Source organism: Curtobacterium sp. MCJR17_055, from assembly GCF_003224335.1.
Classification (GTDB): Bacteria; Actinomycetota; Actinomycetes; order Actinomycetales; family Microbacteriaceae; genus Curtobacterium.
The window spans coordinates 603,532-620,170 of sequence record NZ_QKLF01000002.1 but is presented as its reverse complement, the minus strand read 5'-3'; the positions used below and the strand labels follow the sequence as shown (position 1 = coordinate 620,170).

The 16,639-nt window shown below is 72.0% G+C and carries 20 protein-coding genes; 8 read left to right on the top strand and 12 right to left on the bottom strand.

All coding sequences use genetic code 11. The features are described from left to right. Window positions 1-53: 53 nt before the first annotated feature. Window positions 54-1,067 (bottom strand): AraC family transcriptional regulator, encoded by a 1,014-nt coding sequence (locus DEJ16_RS07015; RefSeq protein WP_220032666.1) that lies wholly within the window; start codon window positions 1,065-1,067, stop codon window positions 54-56. Between the two features lie 137 nt (window positions 1,068-1,204). Here DEJ16_RS07015 and glgX point away from each other — a divergent pair, with 137 nt between their 5' ends. Genes glgX through DEJ16_RS15735 form a run of 3 tightly spaced genes read left to right on the top strand, consistent with a single transcriptional unit; the run spans window position 1,205 to window position 4,359 of the window. Next, on the top strand, window positions 1,205-3,223 hold the full coding sequence (glgX, locus tag DEJ16_RS07010) for a glycogen debranching protein GlgX (RefSeq protein WP_110825627.1): 2,019 nt from the start codon (window positions 1,205-1,207) through the stop codon (window positions 3,221-3,223). Between the two features lie 35 nt (window positions 3,224-3,258). Next, complete coding sequence (locus DEJ16_RS07005; protein ID WP_110825628.1) at window positions 3,259-4,146, top strand: SDR family oxidoreductase; 888 nt, start codon at window positions 3,259-3,261, stop codon at window positions 4,144-4,146. 39 nt (window positions 4,147-4,185) lie between these two features. After that, a complete protein-coding gene (locus tag DEJ16_RS15735; protein WP_181419503.1) occupies window positions 4,186-4,359 on the top strand; it encodes a hypothetical protein in 174 nt (57 codons plus the stop codon). A gap of 105 nt (window positions 4,360-4,464) precedes the next feature. Here the strand turns inward: DEJ16_RS15735 and DEJ16_RS07000 are convergent, their stop codons facing one another. Genes DEJ16_RS07000 through DEJ16_RS06990 form a run of 3 tightly spaced genes read right to left on the bottom strand, consistent with a single transcriptional unit; the run spans window position 4,465 to window position 7,363 of the window. Then, window positions 4,465-4,920 (bottom strand): DUF4396 domain-containing protein, encoded by a 456-nt coding sequence (locus DEJ16_RS07000; protein ID WP_258365852.1) that lies wholly within the window; start codon window positions 4,918-4,920, stop codon window positions 4,465-4,467. Further along, on the bottom strand, window positions 4,917-7,136 hold the full coding sequence (locus tag DEJ16_RS06995; protein WP_110825629.1) for a cation-translocating P-type ATPase: 2,220 nt from the start codon (window positions 7,134-7,136) through the stop codon (window positions 4,917-4,919). Before DEJ16_RS06995 ends, DEJ16_RS07000 begins: the two co-directional genes overlap by 4 nt. Then, entirely contained in the window at window positions 7,136-7,363 is a 228-nt protein-coding gene (locus DEJ16_RS06990) for a heavy-metal-associated domain-containing protein (RefSeq protein WP_181419502.1), read from the bottom strand. Before DEJ16_RS06990 ends, DEJ16_RS06995 begins: the two co-directional genes overlap by 1 nt. An 89-nt stretch (window positions 7,364-7,452) precedes the next feature. Between DEJ16_RS06990 and DEJ16_RS06985 the strand changes: the two genes are divergently transcribed. Together DEJ16_RS06985 and DEJ16_RS06980 are read left to right on the top strand one after the other, a co-directional pair. Continuing rightward, window positions 7,453-7,773 carry a metal-sensitive transcriptional regulator gene (locus tag DEJ16_RS06985; protein ID WP_110825631.1) on the top strand — a complete coding sequence of 107 codons (321 nt, stop codon included), beginning with the start codon at window positions 7,453-7,455 and terminating at the stop codon, window positions 7,771-7,773. Window positions 7,774-7,889: 116 nt separating this feature from the next. Further along, window positions 7,890-8,354: a DUF4383 domain-containing protein gene (locus DEJ16_RS06980; RefSeq protein ID WP_110825632.1), complete on the top strand. Its 465-nt coding sequence runs from the start codon at window positions 7,890-7,892 to the stop codon at window positions 8,352-8,354. Between the two features lie 81 nt (window positions 8,355-8,435). Here DEJ16_RS06980 and DEJ16_RS06975 read toward each other — a convergent pair whose 3' ends face one another. Beyond that, on the bottom strand, window positions 8,436-8,792 hold the full coding sequence (locus tag DEJ16_RS06975) for a VOC family protein (protein WP_110825633.1): 357 nt from the start codon (window positions 8,790-8,792) through the stop codon (window positions 8,436-8,438). A 157-nt stretch (window positions 8,793-8,949) separates the two neighbouring features. Between DEJ16_RS06975 and DEJ16_RS06970 the strand changes: the two genes are divergently transcribed. After that, entirely contained in the window at window positions 8,950-9,249 is a 300-nt protein-coding gene (locus DEJ16_RS06970; RefSeq protein WP_110825800.1) for a Dabb family protein, read from the top strand. A 56-nt stretch (window positions 9,250-9,305) separates the two neighbouring features. On the opposite strand, the gene DEJ16_RS06965 is transcribed toward DEJ16_RS06970, so the two are convergent. The 5 genes from DEJ16_RS06965 to DEJ16_RS06950 form a co-directional block, all read right to left on the bottom strand. Next, the gene (locus DEJ16_RS06965; RefSeq protein WP_110825634.1) at window positions 9,306-9,764 is read right to left on the bottom strand and encodes a BLUF domain-containing protein; all 459 of its coding nucleotides are present in this window, start codon (window positions 9,762-9,764) and stop codon (window positions 9,306-9,308) included. 152 nt (window positions 9,765-9,916) lie between these two features. Further along, the gene (locus DEJ16_RS06960; RefSeq protein WP_110825635.1) at window positions 9,917-10,648 is read right to left on the bottom strand and encodes an OBAP family protein; all 732 of its coding nucleotides are present in this window, start codon (window positions 10,646-10,648) and stop codon (window positions 9,917-9,919) included. Between the two features lie 3 nt (window positions 10,649-10,651). Beyond that, window positions 10,652-10,819, bottom strand: a complete 168-nt coding sequence (locus DEJ16_RS15730; RefSeq protein WP_181419501.1) for a hypothetical protein — start codon at window positions 10,817-10,819, stop codon at window positions 10,652-10,654. A 35-nt stretch (window positions 10,820-10,854) separates the two neighbouring features. Next, complete coding sequence (locus tag DEJ16_RS06955; RefSeq protein ID WP_110825636.1) at window positions 10,855-11,571, bottom strand: NADPH-dependent F420 reductase; 717 nt, start codon at window positions 11,569-11,571, stop codon at window positions 10,855-10,857. Then, window positions 11,568-12,647, bottom strand: coding sequence for an LLM class flavin-dependent oxidoreductase (locus DEJ16_RS06950; protein WP_110825637.1), 1,080 nt, complete (start codon window positions 12,645-12,647; stop codon window positions 11,568-11,570). Before DEJ16_RS06950 ends, DEJ16_RS06955 begins: the two co-directional genes overlap by 4 nt. 85 nt (window positions 12,648-12,732) lie before the next feature. Between DEJ16_RS06950 and DEJ16_RS06945 the strand changes: the two genes are divergently transcribed. Then, on the top strand, window positions 12,733-13,242 hold the full coding sequence (locus DEJ16_RS06945; protein ID WP_110825638.1) for a MarR family winged helix-turn-helix transcriptional regulator: 510 nt from the start codon (window positions 12,733-12,735) through the stop codon (window positions 13,240-13,242). Between the two features lie 25 nt (window positions 13,243-13,267). Here the strand turns inward: DEJ16_RS06945 and DEJ16_RS06940 are convergent, their stop codons facing one another. Beyond that, window positions 13,268-14,995, bottom strand: a complete 1,728-nt coding sequence (locus DEJ16_RS06940; protein WP_110825639.1) for an AMP-binding protein — start codon at window positions 14,993-14,995, stop codon at window positions 13,268-13,270. Window positions 14,996-15,194: 199 nt separating this feature from the next. Between DEJ16_RS06940 and DEJ16_RS06935 the strand changes: the two genes are divergently transcribed. Continuing rightward, window positions 15,195-16,184 (top strand): AraC family transcriptional regulator, encoded by a 990-nt coding sequence (locus DEJ16_RS06935; RefSeq protein WP_146236376.1) that lies wholly within the window; start codon window positions 15,195-15,197, stop codon window positions 16,182-16,184. 22 nt (window positions 16,185-16,206) lie between these two features. Here the strand turns inward: DEJ16_RS06935 and DEJ16_RS06930 are convergent, their stop codons facing one another. Next, window positions 16,207-16,542 (bottom strand): hypothetical protein, encoded by a 336-nt coding sequence (locus DEJ16_RS06930; RefSeq protein WP_110825641.1) that lies wholly within the window; start codon window positions 16,540-16,542, stop codon window positions 16,207-16,209. Between the last annotated feature and the right edge of the window lie 97 nt (window positions 16,543-16,639).

Genomic DNA, 16,639 nt, shown 5'->3' with positions numbered 1-16,639 from the left:
CGGTCGACACGGACCGCGTCCGGCCTCCGGTGCAGCCAGGAGCCGGTGCCGGTTCAGGAGCCGGCGCCGGCGCCGGCGCCGGTGCCGGTGCCGACCACCCCGTCGGTGTCCGCGCTGCCGCCGCGGTCGGCACGCAGGGACGCACTCGGCAGCTCGCCGAAGCGGTCGCGGTACGCGCCGGAGAACCGACCCAGGTGCGCGAACCCCCACCGCCGTGCGACCTCGGCGACCGACGCCGTGAGCGGCTCCGAGCGCACGAGTTCGTCGTGCACGGCGTCGAGCCGGACGTTCCGCAGGTGCGAGAGCGGGGAGACGCCCACCGACCGGTTGAAGGACTGCTGGAGTCCGCGTGCGCTCATCCCCGCGGCGGCGGCGATGTCCGCCAGCGTGACCACGGTGTGCGCGTGCTCCTGGATGTACGTCAGGGCGTCCCGCAGGCGTTCGCTGCTCGTGGTCGCCGGCACGTCGACCGGGAAGGTGCCGACGACGACCCGGGCGACCCGGGCGTTCAACTCCGCCCGCTGCCTGCCGGCCACGTCCGGGTCGGTGATCGTCCGCCCGAGGGACTGCAGCACGGTCCGGAGCTCCGCCAGGTCGGCGTCCGCGGTGGTCCGGCGGAACCGCAGCGGCCCGACGACCTGCGTGCCCTCCGCGGTGAGCGCCGCCCGGAGCAGCCGGTCGGACAGGTGCATCATCGAGACGCGGCTCGTCGCGGCCTCGAACCGGTAGCGGACGGTGGCGGCGAGGAGGAACGGTCGGCCGGGCCGGACCACGTCACGGGTGCCGTCCTCGTCCGTGATCGTCGCGGTGCCGTCGCCGATCCAGAACAGGATGTGCGTCGGTCGCGGCTCCATCGTGCCGGAGCGCCGGCCCTCGACCGCGGAGCCGCTCAGCGTGAGGTCGGCGTCACCCGCACCGGTGTACCGGAAGGCGGACCGCTCGTCACCGATCCCGGCACCGGTGCCGTAGGCGTCGTCGAGGACCGCGGGGCGGGTCGCACTGGTGCCCTCGAGGCGCACGGCACGGAACCCGTCAGGGCTCCCCGGTACCGGGTGGAGATGGGTCACGATCTGATCTTCCCATGCCCGTGCACCGATCGCGAGCGGCCCCGAGCCGGACCAGGCCCGTCGCCACGGGGCGGTACGCCCGGGCCCGGGGTACGCGGATCGGCGGCGGGCTCAGTCGGCGACCGGTAGAACGGATCATGACCTCTTCCACACGGAACCCGCTCGGCGTCACCCTCGTCGAGGGCGGCGCCAACGTCGCCGTCTTCTCCAGCACCGCCGAACGCGTCGAGTTCTGCCGCTTCGACGACGACGGCACCGAGCACCGGACCGAGCTGACGAACCGCACCGGCTACACCTTCCACGACGTCGTGCCGGACGTGACCGTCGGGACGAAGTACGGCTTCCGCGTGCACGGCCCCTGGGACCCGGCGAACGGCCTGCGCCACAACCCGGCCAAGCTCCTCCTCGATCCGTACGCCACGGCGATCGACGGCGACTACGCCTGGGGCCAGGAGCTGTTCGGCCACGACATGAACGAGCCGGACCAGATCGACGAGTCCGACTCCGCCGCCGCCATGCCCCGCTCCGTCGTGGCCGACCGCTCGTTCGACTGGGAGGGCGACACCCGCCTCGACACCCCGTTCGCGGACACGATCGTCTACGAGGTGCACGTCAAGGGCTTCACGAAGCAGCACCCCGACGTGCCCGAGGAGATCCGCGGCACGTACGCGGGCCTCGCGCACCCCGCCGCGATCAAGCACCTGACCGACCTCGGCGTCACCGCCGTCGAACTGCTGCCGATCCACCAGTTCGTGCAGGACTCCACCCTGCAGGACAAGGGCCTCCGGAACTACTGGGGCTACAACAGCATCGGCTTCTTCGCCCCGCACAACGAGTACGCCGCCTCCGGCACCGCCGGCCAGCAGGTCGCGGAGTTCAAGGAGATGGTGAAGGCCCTGCACGCCGCGGGCCTCGAGGTCATCCTCGACGTCGTCTACAACCACACCGCCGAGGGCAACCACATGGGCCCGACGCTGTCCTTCAAGGGCATCGACAACCAGTCGTACTACCGCCTGGTCGAGGGCGACGAGGCGAACTACTTCGACACCACCGGCACGGGCAACAGCCTCAACGTGTCGCACCCGTCCGCGCTGCAGCTCATCACCGACTCGCTCCGGTACTGGGTCGAGGAGATGCACGTCGACGGCTTCCGGTTCGACCTCGCGACGACGCTCACCCGCCAGGACGGCGCGGCCGAGAAGCACTCCGCGTTCCTCGACATCATCCACCAGGACCCGGTTCTGCGCGAGGTGAAGATGATCGCCGAGCCGTGGGACACCGCGGGCTACCAGGTCGGCGGGTTCCCGGCCGACTGGTCCGAGTGGAACGGGAAGTACCGCGACGACCTCCGCGGGTACTGGCGCGGCGACGAGGGCACGCTCGGCGACGCCGTGCTTCGCGTCCTCGGCAGCCCGGACGTCTACGAGGGGTCGCGCCGTTCCCCGCTCTGCTCGGTGGACTTCATCACCGCACACGACGGCTTCACGCTCGCCGACCTCACCATGTACGCCGAGAAGCACAACGAGGCGAACGGCGAGGACAACAACGACGGCGAGAGCAACAACACCTCCTTCAACGGCGGCATCGAAGGTCCGACCGACGACGGGAGCGTGAACGACTACCGCAACCGCCAGCGCCGGAACTTCCTCGGCACCCTGCTGCTCTCGGCCGGTGTGCCGATGATCCTGGGCGGTGACGAGATCGCCCGCTCGCAGGGCGGCAACAACAACGCGTACTGCCAGGACGACGAGATCTCGTGGTTCGACTGGGCGGCCGCGGACCAGGACCTGCTCGCCTTCACCACCGCCGCGATCGCGTTCCGCAAGGAGCACGTCGCCCTGCGCCCGCAGTGGTACCGCACGGCTCCCGGCATCTCCCCCTCGACCGTGCAGGTGCTCCGCGCCGACGCGAACGACTTCGAGGAGGGCGACTGGACCGACGGCGGCAACCGTGCCGTGATCCTCGTCCTCAGCGAGGGCGACGACTCGGTCGCGGTGCTGCTGAACGCCTCGGAGACGACCGTCGAGTTCACGCTGCCGGAACGTCCGGGTGGCGGCACCTGGACCCTCGGGCTGTCGAGCGACCCCGACCAGGCCGTGGACGGCGACGCGACGACCCTGCTCGTCCGCGACGCCTCGTTCACCGCGCTGCACTAGAGCCCCGTCAGCCGACCGAGAGGACAGTGGCCCCCATGAGCCAGTACGAGAAGAAGGACCCGACCACCCTCTACCCGGTGCCGCCGTTCCCGAAGCAGGAACAGTCGCTGCCGGGGGCCGCGTGGAAGATGGACCCGAAGCCGGACCACGGCGAGGAGAGCTACGTCGGCAAGGGCCGGCTCGAGGGCTTCCGCGGCATCGTGACCGGGGCGGACTCCGGCATCGGCCGCGCCGCCGCGATCGCGCTGTCCCGCGAGGGCGCCGACCTCGTCCTGTCGTACCTGCCGGACGAGCAGGAGGACGCCGAGGAGGTCCGCGACCTGCTCGAGGGCGAGGGCCGCAAGGCCGTGCTGTTCCCGGGTGACATCTCCGACGAGCAGTACTGCATCGACCTCGTGCAGAAGGGCGTCGACGAGCTCGGCGGACTCGACACGCTCGTGATGGTCGCGGGCCGGATGGACAGCAACGACGACATCCTCACCCTCGAGACGTCGATGTTCGACTCGACCTTCAAGACGAACATCTACTCGCTGTTCTGGCTGACGAAGGCCGCCGTGCCGCACCTCGAGCCCGGCTCGACGATCGTCACGACGGGCTCGATCCAGGCATCGACCCCGTCGCCGGACAAGATCGACTACGCGGTGTCGAAGGGCGCGATCAAGCTCTTCACCGAGGCCGTCGCCCAGCAGCTCGCACCGAAGGGCATCCGGGTCAACTCGGTCGCGCCCGGTCCGGTGTGGACCCCGCTGCAGCCGGGCTCCGACGACGCCGAGACCGTCTCGACCTTCGGGCAGCAGTCGCCCTTCGGCCGACCGGGTCAGCCGGCCGAGCTCGGTGCGGCGTACGTCCACCTCGTCAGTCCAGAATCGAGCTACCAGTCCGGGTCGACGATCACGATCGCCGGCGGCACCCCCGCCTTCTGACGGTCGTCGCACCCGGCCAGCACTGCGAAGGAGCACACGATGAGCAACGACAGCACGGCGCACGACCCCGAGGGCACGCCGAAGGCGGACGGCCTGGGCGACGACGGCACGGTCCCCAACGAGCCCGAGGGCCTCGCGGCCGGGTTCGTGGGCGACGCATCGCACTTCAACCCCGAAGAGGACGACGCCGCCGAGGGTGACTCCGAGGCCTGAGCGACGCGGCGCACGCGCGACCACACGACGACGGGAGGCCCGGTACCAGCTGGTACCGGGCCTCCCGTCCGTTCCGTGGTCCGTCGCGTCGGCGATGTCCACCGCTCAGTGGTGCGCGTGCACCTTCGCGTGCCCGAGCCCGCGGCGCATCAGCGCCCGGTTCACCGGCGTCGTGACCACGAAGGCGATCGCGAGCGACAGCGCCAGGGCGCCCCAGAACAGCCACTGGTCGAGCCCCGCGTCGAGCGCCCCCGGGATCGCGACGACCACGGTGTTGTCGACGACCTCCATGACGGCGATGGACACCGTGTCCGCGGCGAGCGCCACCCGGAGCGCCGCGCCGAGCGACAGCCCGGACCGGAGCACACCGCGCATGGTGAGCGCGTACCCGAAGACGAAGGCCAGCACGATCGACAGCACCACGGTGCCGGCGTTGTGCAGACCGGTGGCGCTGCCGATCACCATGCCGAGGACCTCGCCGATCGCACACCCGGTCAGGCAGTGCAGCGTCGCCTGGGCGGCCATCGACCACGTGGTCGTGCCGTGCGCGTGCCCGCTCACCGTGCGCTCCCGTCGACGGACCGGAAGCGGCGGAGGCGCAGGCTGTTCGTCAGCACGAAGACCGACGACAGTGCCATGGCGGCTCCCGCGATGACGGGGTTCATCAGGCCGGCCATCGCGAGCGGGATCGCGGCGACGTTGTAGGCGAAGGCCCAGAACAGGTTCGTGCGTATCGTCCGGAGGGTCCGGCGGGCGAGCCGGACCGCGTCGACCGCTGCCCGGAGGTCGGCGCGCACGAGGGTGATGTCCGCGGCCTCGACCGCGGCGTCGGTTCCGGTGCCCATGGCGATGCCGAGGTCGGCAGCGGCGAGCGCCGCCGCGTCGTTCACCCCGTCGCCGACCATGGCGACCGTCCGGCCCGCGGCCTGCAGCTCGGTGACGATGCGGTACTTGTCCTCCGGTCGGACGCCGGCGGTGACGCGGGTGATGCCGACCTGTGCGGCGACGCTCCGGGCGACCCCGTCGGCGTCACCGGTGAGGAGCATGGTCTCGAGACCGAGCTCGTGCAGGTGCCCGACGGCTTCGGCGGCACCCGGCGCGACCGTGTCGGCGACGACGACGAGGCCGCGGATCCGACCGTCCCAGGCGACGGCGACCGACGTCCGACCGGACCGCTCGGCATCGGCGGCCGCGGTGGCGAGCGCGCCGGTCATCGGGACGGACCACGCGTCGCGCAGCCAGGTCGGCCGCCCGACGAGCACGAGGACGCCGTCGACGACGGCCTGCACGCCCAGACCCGCGGTGGACGTGAACGCCTCCGGTCTGCCCACGTCGGGGACCGCGGCGACCAGGGCCCGGGCGATGGGGTGCTCGGACCCGGACTCGGCGGCGGCCCCGGCGCGGAGGACCGCGTCGGGGTCCTCGCCGTCGGCCGGCAGCACCTCGGTGACCCGCATGATGCCGGTGGTGACGGTCCCGGTCTTGTCGAGCAGCACGGTGTCGATCCGCCGCGTGGCCTCGAGGACCTGCGGCCCGCGGATGAGGACGCCGAGCTGCGAGCCGCGACCGGTGCCGACGAGCAGCGCGGTCGGCGTCGCGAGGCCGAGCGCGCAGGGGCAGGCGATGACGAGTGTGGCGACGGCGGCGGTCAGGGCGGCCTCGACGTCGCCGGTGAGCAGCAGCCACCCGACGAGGGTGAGCGCGGCGAGCCCGAGCACGACGGGGACGAACACGCCGGAGACGCGGTCGGCGAGCCGTTGGACGTCGGCCTTGCCGGTCTGCGCCTCGGTCACGAGCTTGCCGATCCGCGCGAGCTCGGTGTCGGCGCCGACGCGGACGGCCTGCACGGTGAGCATGCCGCCGACGTTCACGGTCGCGCCGGTGACGGGGGCACCGGGTCCGACCTCGACGGGGACGCTCTCCCCGGTCATGACGCTCGTGTCGACGGCGCTCGTGCCCGCGACGACGGTGCCGTCGGTGGCGATGCGCTCCCCCGGGCGGACGACGAACCGGTCGCCGACACGGAGCGACCCGACCGGCACCTCGACCTCCCGGCCGTCGCGGAGCACCCGTGCGGTGCTCGCGCCGAGTGCCAGGAGCGCACGGAGCGCCGCGCTGGACCGGGTCTTCGCGCGGCCCTCGGCGTACCGGCCGGCGAGCAGGAACACCGTCACGGCGGCGGCGACCTCGAGGTACGGCTCCGGAGCAGCACCCCGGGGCGCCGTGAACGCGAAGGCCATGTGCATGTCGGGTCCACCGGCGCCGCCGAACACCAGCGCCCAGACCGACCAGAGCCCGGCGGCGACGACGCCGAGGCTGACGAGCGTGTCCATCGTCGCCGAACCGTGCCGGGCGTTCAGCGCAGCCGCACGGTGGAACGGCCAGGCGCCCCAGGTCGCGACCGGGGCGGCGAGCACGAGTGCGACCCACTGCCACCAGGGGAACTGCAGCGCGGGCACCATCGACAGCGCGACGACGGGGACCGCGAGCGCGGTGGAGACGACCAGGCGACGCCGGAGCGGAGCGAGCGCGTCGCCGTCCGGCTGCTCGGGCTCCGGCAGCCGCGCGCCGTACCCGGCCTGCTCGACCGTCGTGATGGCGTCGTCGACCGCGGTGCCGTCCGGCAGCGAGACGGTGGCCGTCTCGGTGGCGTAGTTCACGGTGGCCGAGACACCCGGCATCCTGTTGAGCTTCCGCTCGATGCGGTTCGCACACGAGGCACAGGTCATGCCCTCGATCGCGAGCTCGACCGGGGTGCCCGTGGTCGTGCCCGCCATCAGCGCGCGACCAGGGTGTAGCCCGCCTCGTCGATCGCGGCGCCGACGGCGTCGTGGTCGAGGGGTCCGGTGCTCGTCACGGTGGCGGTGGACCGGCCGCCGGCCACCAGGTCGACCCGGACGTCGGTGACCCCGGGGAGCTCGCGGAACGCCTCGTCGACGCTCATCACGCAGTGGTCGCAGGTCATGCCGTCAATGCCGTAGGTGACGGTCTGCTGGTCGGTCATGGCGGTCCTCCTCGTCGTGCACCCCGGATCGGGCGGATACCCTAGGGGGGTACCACTACCGTAACGCCGACGACGAGGATCTGTTCCCGATGCCCGAACCCACCGCATCCGACACGACCGAGCACCAGCACCACGGCTACATCTCCGCGAAGGACGACTACCTCACGCGGCTGCGGCGGATCGAGGGCCAGGCGCGCGGACTCCAGCGGATGGTCGAGGGCGAGGAGTACTGCATCGACATCCTCACGCAGGTGTCCGCGATGACGAAGGCACTGCAGGCGGTGTCGATGGGCCTGCTCGAGGACCACCTGCGCCACTGCGTCACGGACGCGGTCGCCCAGGGCGGACCGGCTGCGGAGGAGAAGATCCAGGAGGCGACCCTGGCCATCAAGCGCCTCCTCCGGTCATGACGACCACTTTCCGTGTACTGCTGGGTTCTCCCACCAAACCGACTGCTGGTCCACTCCGAATGTCCTGCGAGGCGCATGGCAACCGACCGCGTCGACTCCTGACGAAAGGTTCCTTCATGACCACCAACGCATCGACCCGCACCGACCACGGCTACGGCCGGACGCTCACGCAGAAGGGCGCGCTGGTCTTCGGCGTCGTCTTCCTCATCGTCGGCATCGCCGGCTTCATCCCCGGCCTGACCATGGACATGGGCAGCATGATGGCCGCCGGCAACGACTCGAACGCGCAGCTCCTGGGCCTGTTCCAGGTGTCCGTCCTGCACAACATCGTCCACCTGCTGTTCGGCATCGTCGGCCTGATCGCCGCGCGCTCGTTCGGCTTCTCGCGCCAGTACCTGCTCGTCGGCGGCATCATCTACGCCGTGCTCTTCATCTACGGCCTCTTCACCGCCGGCATGTCCAGCGCCGCGAACTTCGTGCCGCTGAACAGCGCCGACAACGTGCTGCACCTGATCCTCGCCGTCGCGATGATCATCCTCGGCATCGTCCTCCCGCGCTCCGGGGCCCGCACCGCCCGCTGACCCCAGCGTCGGACGCACCCCACCAGCAGCATCGACAGAGCCCCCGGGTCACCCCGGGGGCTCTGTCGTGTCCGCGGCCGCTCAGCCCTGCGGCGGCGTGTACAGCTGCAGGTCATTGCCCTCGCTGTCCTTGAACGGGATGATCTTGCCCCACGGGTGCTCGCTGATCTCGCCCTGGATGTCCGCGCCGCGGCTCCGCAGCGCGGCGACCTCGTCCTCGATGCTGCCGTCGGGCTGGAACGAGACGACCGCGCCGCCGGAACTCGACCCGCCGGCCGACTCGCGCCCGTTGAGGCCGATCATGAGCCCACCGGCATCGATCTCGCTCCAGTCCTCCGACTGGTCCTGCACGGTGAGACCGAGGGTGTCACGGTAGAACGCGACCGCGCGCTCCATGTCGCTGACCGGGACCCAGACTGCTGCGACTCCACTTGCCATGGTGTTTCCTCTCGTCGTGGTGTGCCCTGGACGGTAGGCCGCGCCGTGCCGAGGACACCCAGTCCGGCGGCGCTCCGGGGTACGTCCAGGCCCCGCGGCGCAGGCTCGGTCCGGACACCGTCGGACGGCCGGTGGTGCAGTGGAGGAGGGGTCGCCGATGACCGAGATCGTGCACGTCGTGCTGGTGGAGTGGGACACGGAGGACACTGCCGTGCCGGAACGGGCGACGGCGCTCGCACACGAGCACCTGCCCGGCATCGACGGCGTGGTGTCCGTCGAGACCGGCCCGAGCGTCAGCCCCGAGGGGCTCGAGGGCGGCTTCGACTGGATGCTCGTCGTCAGGTTCCGGGACGCCGCTGCGCGGGACGCGTACCTGCCGCACCCGGCGCACCAGCCGGTCGCCGACCACATCGGCGCGCACAACGGGCGAGTGGTCGTGTTCGACGTGGCTGCCTGACGGACGGGAGGCCCGTGGCACGCTCGCCACGGGCCTCCCGTCCGGCGCACGCCCGGTCAGGCGGTTCGGAAGCGGTCCGGTCGCGCCTCGAACCAGCGGATGAGCTCGCGGAGCGCCGGCGAGGCCACCGACGAGACGGCCCCCGGTGCCGGCGTCTCGGTCGAGACGGCCTCGACGTCCTCGAAGGTCGAACGGTACCCGGGCACGTCGTCGAGGTCGGCCTCGGACGTCGGCGCGAACGCCATCGTCCACCCGGGGAACTGTCGCTCCTCGATGAGCTCCTCGACCAGCATGGTCACCTTCGTGTGCCGCGGGTCGGTCTTGATCGTCGCCATCTTGCCGCGGACGGCTGCGTCGGGACCCTCGAGCAGCTGCAGGAAATAGCCGTTCCGGAACAGCAGCATGCCGGTGACGTCGTTCCGCTCGTTCGCGTCCCGGCTCTGCGTGAGCAGGTCCGCGAGGGCATCGTCGTCGAACACGTCCGTCGCGACGCTCGAGTAGATCAACGACAGCATCTGGGCACCGCTTCCGGTCGACCGGCCCGGCACACCCGTGGTGGACGGGCGAGGAACCGGATGCCAGCGAACTCCGGCACGGCTGGGAGGACCGTCCCGCTGTCCGATCAGGGACGGTCGCGCCGGCGCGGGCGCCGGCGCCGGCGCGACCGTCAGGGTCGGCCGTCCTCCGCGTCCACGACGCCCGGCGTCGGGGTCGTGCCGGTGAAGTCGTCGCGCATCGTGCCGACGCCACGCTGCGGGTGCGCCCGGTCGAGGTGCTTCGCCCGCGAGGCCTTCCGCGGCTCGGGGTCGGTGTGCATCGCGGTGTTCCGGTCGTCCTGCAGCGCGGACTGCACCTCGCCCTCGCGGTTGAACGACCACATGAGCATCGGGTCGCCGACGGGCAGCGGGTCGGCCTCGTGCCCACCCATCGGGGCGCTGTGCCAGGTGTGCCAGGTCTTGCCGTACGAGTTGACGAGGTGCCCCATCAGCTCGGTCTCGACCGCGATCGGCAGCCCCGGGGCGACGAGCTCGCCGGAGAAGACCTCGTGGTTGTGCGGGTGCCACGACGGCTTCTCGTCCTCGGGCAGCCCGTCGAACAGCCGCTCGGAGACGATGTACTCGACGCCGATCAGGTTCGCGTCCGCGGTGTTGCCGTCGAACAGGACGCACTGCAGCATCTCGGCGTTCACGACCTTGCAGTAGTGGTGGGCCTCCATCTGCACGTCGGGCTCGCCCTTGACGCAGTGGAACCCGACGACGTAGACGTCGAACCCCTTGAGCGGGTCCGTCGGCTGCAGCAGGTCGGCGCCACGGTCGAGCAGGGCCAGGCGGAACCCCCGGTCCGCGCCCGGTGGGGTGACGCCGGTGGCACGGGCCGGGACCGCGGGGTTCCGCGGCACGGGTCAGCCCTCCTCGGGCTCGGTCGGCTCCCCGCCGGAGTCCACGTCGCTGTCCTGCTGCGGGTCCTGCGTGGCGTTCCCCGAGGCGGAGCCGTCGGGCAGCTCCTCGGTGCGCCGGGCCTCCTCGTCGGAGATGTCGTCCGGGCCGGTTCCGTTCGTCGTGTCGCTCATGGACGCGACCGTACGCGGTGGCGGTCCTCGCCGGTTCAGGCCGGGAGGCCCGCCCGCGCCGCCGCGACGGCCCGCCCCCGGTCCGTGGTCGGGAAGCGCTCGATGAGCGCCACGAGTTCCGGAGCCGGGACGTTCGCCCCGAAGGCCTCGGCGTGCGGTTCGAACGCCACGCTGTCGCTGAGCGAGCCCGCGGCGACGGCGTCGAAGCCGAGCTCGTCGACGAGCGCCGCGACGGCCGCCACGGCCGCCTCGTCGTCGCCCGCGACGGCGATCGCCTTCCGCTCGGGGTCGCCCGCGGGACGCGCGCCGGCGTCGAGGTCGTGGTACCCCATGTGGTTGAACGCCTTGACGACGGTGGCTCCCGACAGGTGCTGCTGCACGAGCGCACTCGTCGACACGCGGCCGTCCTCGAGGTCGGGGCGGTGCCCGTCGACCTCCCACCAGTGGTTCATCGCGTCGATGACGACCGTGCCGCGGAGCCGCTCCGCGGGGATCGTGTCGAGGCGTCCGAGCGGCAGGGCGAGCACGACGACGTCGGCCTGGTCGACGGCGTCGGCGGCGCGGACCGCCTCGGTCCCGGGTGCCACGACGGACAGGATCAGGCGGATGCGGTCCGGGTCGCCCGAGCCCGCGACGAGGACGCGGTGGCCGGTGTTGACGAGCAGGCGACCGAGGACCGTCCCGAGCTTCCCGGCGCCGAGGACCGCGACGGTCCGGAACGGCTGGGTACCGGTGGTGTCCGTGCCGCTCATGCTGCGGCCTCCTGGCGATCGGTGTCCTCGGTCCGGGCGGTGTCGCCGCGGTCGGCGAGCAGTTCGCGCACCCGCGGGACGACGACGCCGCCGTACAGCTCGACGGCTCGGGTGCGGGCCCGCATCGACTGGCCGCCGGAGGTGTAGATCATGTCGAAGCGGCCGACGCCCATCGTGTCGACGGCGTGGGCGATCCGCTGCGCGACGGTCTCCGGCGAGCCGATGTACATCGAGCCGGTGGCGACCTCGCGGTCGAACTCGGCGCGCGTCACCGGCGGCCACCCGCGCAGGGCGCCGATCCGGTCGCGGACGACCCGGTAGTGCGGCCAGAACAGCTCCGTGGCCTCCTCGTCCGTGTCGGCGACGAAGCCGGGCGAGTGCATGCCGACCGGGTGCGCCGTCGTGCCGAACTGCTCGGCGGCCCGGCGGTACAGGTCGAGGTACGGCGCGAAGCGCTCGGGCTGCCCGCCGATGATCGCGAGCATGAGCGGGAACCCGTACTGCGCGGTCCGCACGACCGACTGCGGAGACCCGCCGACGCCGACCCAGGTGCGCAGGCCGTGCTCGGTCTTCGGGAAGACGTCGGCGTCGACGAGCGGCGCGCGGGTCGTCCCGCTCCAGGTGACGGGCTCCTCGCGCAGGAGCTGCGCGAACAGCTCGATCTTCTCCTCGAACAGGACGTCGTAGTCGGCCAGGTCGTGGCCGAACAACGGGAAGGACTCGGTGAAGGACCCGCGGCCGAGGATCACCTCGGCACGACCACGGGACAGCGCGTCGACCGTCGCGAAGCGTTGGAACACGCGGACGGGGTCGTCGGAGGACAGGACCGTGACGCCCGACCCGAGGCGGATGCGCTTCGTCACCGTGGCGAGACCGGCGAGCACGGTCTCGGGGGACGACACGGAGTACTCGGGCCGGTGGTGCTCCCCGACCGTGAACACGTCGACGCCGAGTTCGTCGGCGATGACGGCCTCGTCGACGAGCTGCCGGATCGACCGGGCGTGGCTGACGAACGCGCCGTCGTCGTCCGTGGGGACGTCGCCGAACGTGTCGAGGCCGAAGGTGATGTCGGGCATGGTGCCTCATTTCGTTGTCGCTTCAACCAAGTGATTGACGTGTCAATCATGTGCCGCTACCGTCGAGGAGTCAAGAGGAGGCCGCATGGGTGACGACGGACAGCAGACGCGGGGCCGGCGATCGCCGACCGTCGACGAACTGGCGACCTGGCGCGACTACGTCGAGACGTCGGAAGCGGTCCGCCGTGCGCTCGCCGCGGCGCTCCAGTCCGCGTCCGGGATCTCCGACGGCGACTACCGCGTGATGCTCGCGCTGAGCGAGGCGCCGGAGCGCACACGCCGCTCCGCGGAGCTCGCCGACGAGGTCGGGTGGGAACGCAGCCGGCTCTCCCACCACCTCCGGCGGATGGAGGAACGCGGCCTCGTCACCCGCGACCGGGTCGGACCGGACGCCCGCGGCACGGCCGTGACCTTGAGCGCCGAGGGCGTCCGGCTCTACCGGAGCTCCTCGGCCGCCCACCTCCGCGCGGTCCGACAGGTCTTCGTCGACGCCTTCACGCCCGAGGAGCTCGCCGCGGTCCGCGTCGTGTCCGGGGCCCTCCGCCGCCACCAGGCCGCGGGCCTCCCGGACCGAGGCCGGGCCGACCGGACCTGACCCGTCCGGTCACACTCGCCGCGGGTCAGGCGTCGCGACGCCCGGTGCGGAGGCCCGGGAACTGCTCGTCGCGCCACTCCCCCTCGAGCTGCGGGCCGCCGAACGCCTCCTGTTCGCGGGCGCGCAGTTCGACGCGGCGGATCTTGCCCGACACGGTCTTCGGCAGCGCACCGAACTCCACGCGTCGGACGCGCTGCCAGGCCGGCATCGCGGAGCGGGCGTGCGCCAGGATGTCCCGCGCGGTCTCGGCGGTGGGCTCCCACCCGGACGCGAGCGTGACGTACGCCTTCACCACGGTCAGGCGCTCCTCGTGCGGCGCCGGGACGACCGCGGACTCGGCGACCGCGGGGTGCTGGAGCAGCGCGCTCTCCACCTCGAACGGCGAGACCTTGTAGTCCGAGGACTTGAACACGTCGTCGGTGCGGCCGACGAACGTCAGCGAACCGTCCTCGTGCCGGGTGGCGACGTCGCCGGTGTGGAAGAAGCCGCCGCGGAGCGCGTCGTCGGTCCGCTCGGGCGCGCCGAGGTACCCGGCCATGAGGTTCACCGGCGTCGTCGTCAGGTCGAGGCAGACCTCGCCCTCGCTGGCGCCGGGTTCGCCCGTGACCGGGTCGAGGAGCGTGATCGCGACCCCGGGCAGCCCGTGGCCCATCGCGCCGGGCCGCACGGTGTCACCCGGGGCGTTGCCGACGATCGCGGTGGTCTCGGTCTGGCCGTAGCCGTCGCGGATCGTGCGGCCCCAGGACTCCTCGACGAGCCGGATGACCTCGGGGTTGAGGGGTTCGCCGGCCGAGACGACCTCGCGGAGGGCGGTCGGCCGACTGCCGAGGTCGGCCTGGATGAGCAGGCGCCACACGGTCGGCGGGGCGCAGAAGGACGTGACCTGGGCCTGCTCGAGCTGGTGCAGCAGGCCCACCGGGTCGAAGCGCTCCTGGTTGTACACGAACACCGTGGCCTCGGCGATCCACGGCGCGAAGAAGCAGCTCCACGCGTGCTTGCCCCATCCCGGCGAACTGATCGCCAGGTGGACGTCGCCGGGCTCGAGCCCGATCCAGTACATGGTCGTCAGGTGCCCCACGGGGTAGGACGTCTGCGTGTGCACGACCATCTTCGGCTTGTCCGTGGTCCCGGAGGTGAAGTACACCAGGCACGGGTCCGTGGCCGCCGTCACCGCCTCGGGCTTCCACTCCCCCGCGGGTGCGGGTTCGCCGAGGTCGCTCGGGTACGTCGTCCAGCCGTCCACGGTGCCGCCGACCACGATGCGGGTGAAGTCCCCCGTCAGGTCCGCGTACTTCGGCGTCTCGCGCAGCGTGGTGACGACGTGTGCGACCTGGCCGCGGTCGATGCGGTCCTGCAGGTCCGCGGCGCCGAGCATCGTCGACGTCGGGAGGATCACCGCGCCGGCCTTCATGACGGCGAGCATCGACTCCCAGAGCTCGAGCTGGTTGTCGAGCATGAGCAGCACGTGGTCGCCCTTCGCGACGCCGAGGTCGTGGAACCGTGCCGCGAGCCGGTCGGAACGGGCGGACATCTCCGCGTAGGTGGTGTGCGACTCGCGCCCGTCCTCCTCGACGATGACCAGGGCGTCCCGGTCGTTGCCCGCCGCGATGACGTCGAACCAGTCGATCGCCCAGTTGAACGTGGCACCGACGTCCGGCCACCGGAACGTCTCGCGCGCCGCAGCGCTGTCGGTGCGGGCGGCGATGAGGGCGTCTCTGGCGGCGCGGAGGGCGGCGGCGGGTTCGGTGCGCATGTACCGACCTTGCCCCATCGAGGTGGGTCCGCGCACGGCCGACGCCCAACTACCACAGCATGGAGAAGCGATCAACCCCTCGCGGGGATGATTCCCGGTCCGTAACGTGCTCATGGAGGCACCGAACGTGTGCTGCTCGCTTCCGATGCGGGGCCGCCCGGGCCAGCACGACACCATGAGCGAGAGGATCGGACCGACGATGACACTGATCGACGAACGGCCCGGCCTGACGGGCACCGCCCCTCGCAGCACCGTCCGCATCGAGGCCATGGGGCATGCACCCGACGCAGCGGTCCTCGACCTCAGCGGGTTCTACGCCGGGCGGCAGTGGTCCGCCCGAGCGACCGAGCAGCCCTTCCGCTACCGCTACACCGCGGTCGGCGACGCCGACCTGACGCTCCGTCGGGCGCAGGTCTCCGGGTTCCTCCGCGGAGCCATCCCGGCGTCCGACGAGTACATCGTCCAGTGGCTCACCGCGGGGCAGGGCGTCCCCGACGTCCTGCAGGACCGCGTGCCGATGACCGGTGACGTGCCGATGCTCTTCCCGACCTGTCGGGACTTCGTGTTCGAGTACCAGGACTACGACCAGCGCGTCGTGCACCTGTCCCGACGGGTCGTGCACGAGGTCGCCGACGAGCAGTTCCACACCGGGCAGGTCGCGGACCTCGGCCTCGACCACCTGCGCACCCTCGACCCGGCCGCCGTGGCGCAGTGGAAGAACAGCCTGGCGCTGCTCTCCCGCGAGCTGCGGACGGGCGGCGTCGACTCCCTCCTCTGGCACACCCTCGTCCGCGGGACCGCAGGTGCGTTCCTCCGGATGTACCCGCCGACCGTGACCACGTTGCCGCCGGCCGTGCTCCTGCCCCGACGCGCACGCCTCCGCGCCGCCGTCGAGTACGTCCACGAGCACGTCGCCGAGCCGATGAGCGTCTCGGACGTCGCCGGTGCCGCCGGCCTCAGCGTCCGGGCGACCCAGGAGGCGTTCCAGCGCCACCTGGGGGTGACGCCCATGCAGTACCTGCTGCAGGTGCGCCTCGAGCAGGTCCGCCGCGAGCTGCTGCAGGCCGACCCGACCACCGCGGCCGTGCAGACGATCGCCCGACGGTGGGGGTTCGCGCACCTCGGTCGCTTCTCCGCCGCGTACCGGAACGCCTACGGCGAGTACCCGCGGAACACGCTGCGCCGCTGACGTCGGTCCGGACGGGGCGCGGTCAGTCGAAGTCGTAGTCCTCCGGGCGGACGTCCGGGTCCTCGTGGACCGGGCGCACCGGCCCGGCGATGTCCGCCAACCGGTGCACGTGCTCCACGAACGCGGAGTCGTCGACGTCGACACCCCGTCCGTCGTCGGGTGCCGGGCTCAGGGTGATCTGGCTCGACGGACCGATCAGCAGGGTCTCGACGACCGGCAGTCCCTGCTCGTCGACCGTCGGGACGTCCAGGGTGTCGGTCTTCCGGTTCGCCCCGAGCACCGCCGCGTAGTGGATGACGGCGTCGGCTGCGTCGTCGCTCGTCCGGATCGCCCGACCTGCGTACTGGATGTCCTTCATCCGCCCAGTCAACGCGCGACGCGTGCGGCGGGGCTCAGGTCCTCCACGAGACGCAACCGCCCGGCCGACGCGGCATCCGCTCGGATGGAACAGACGG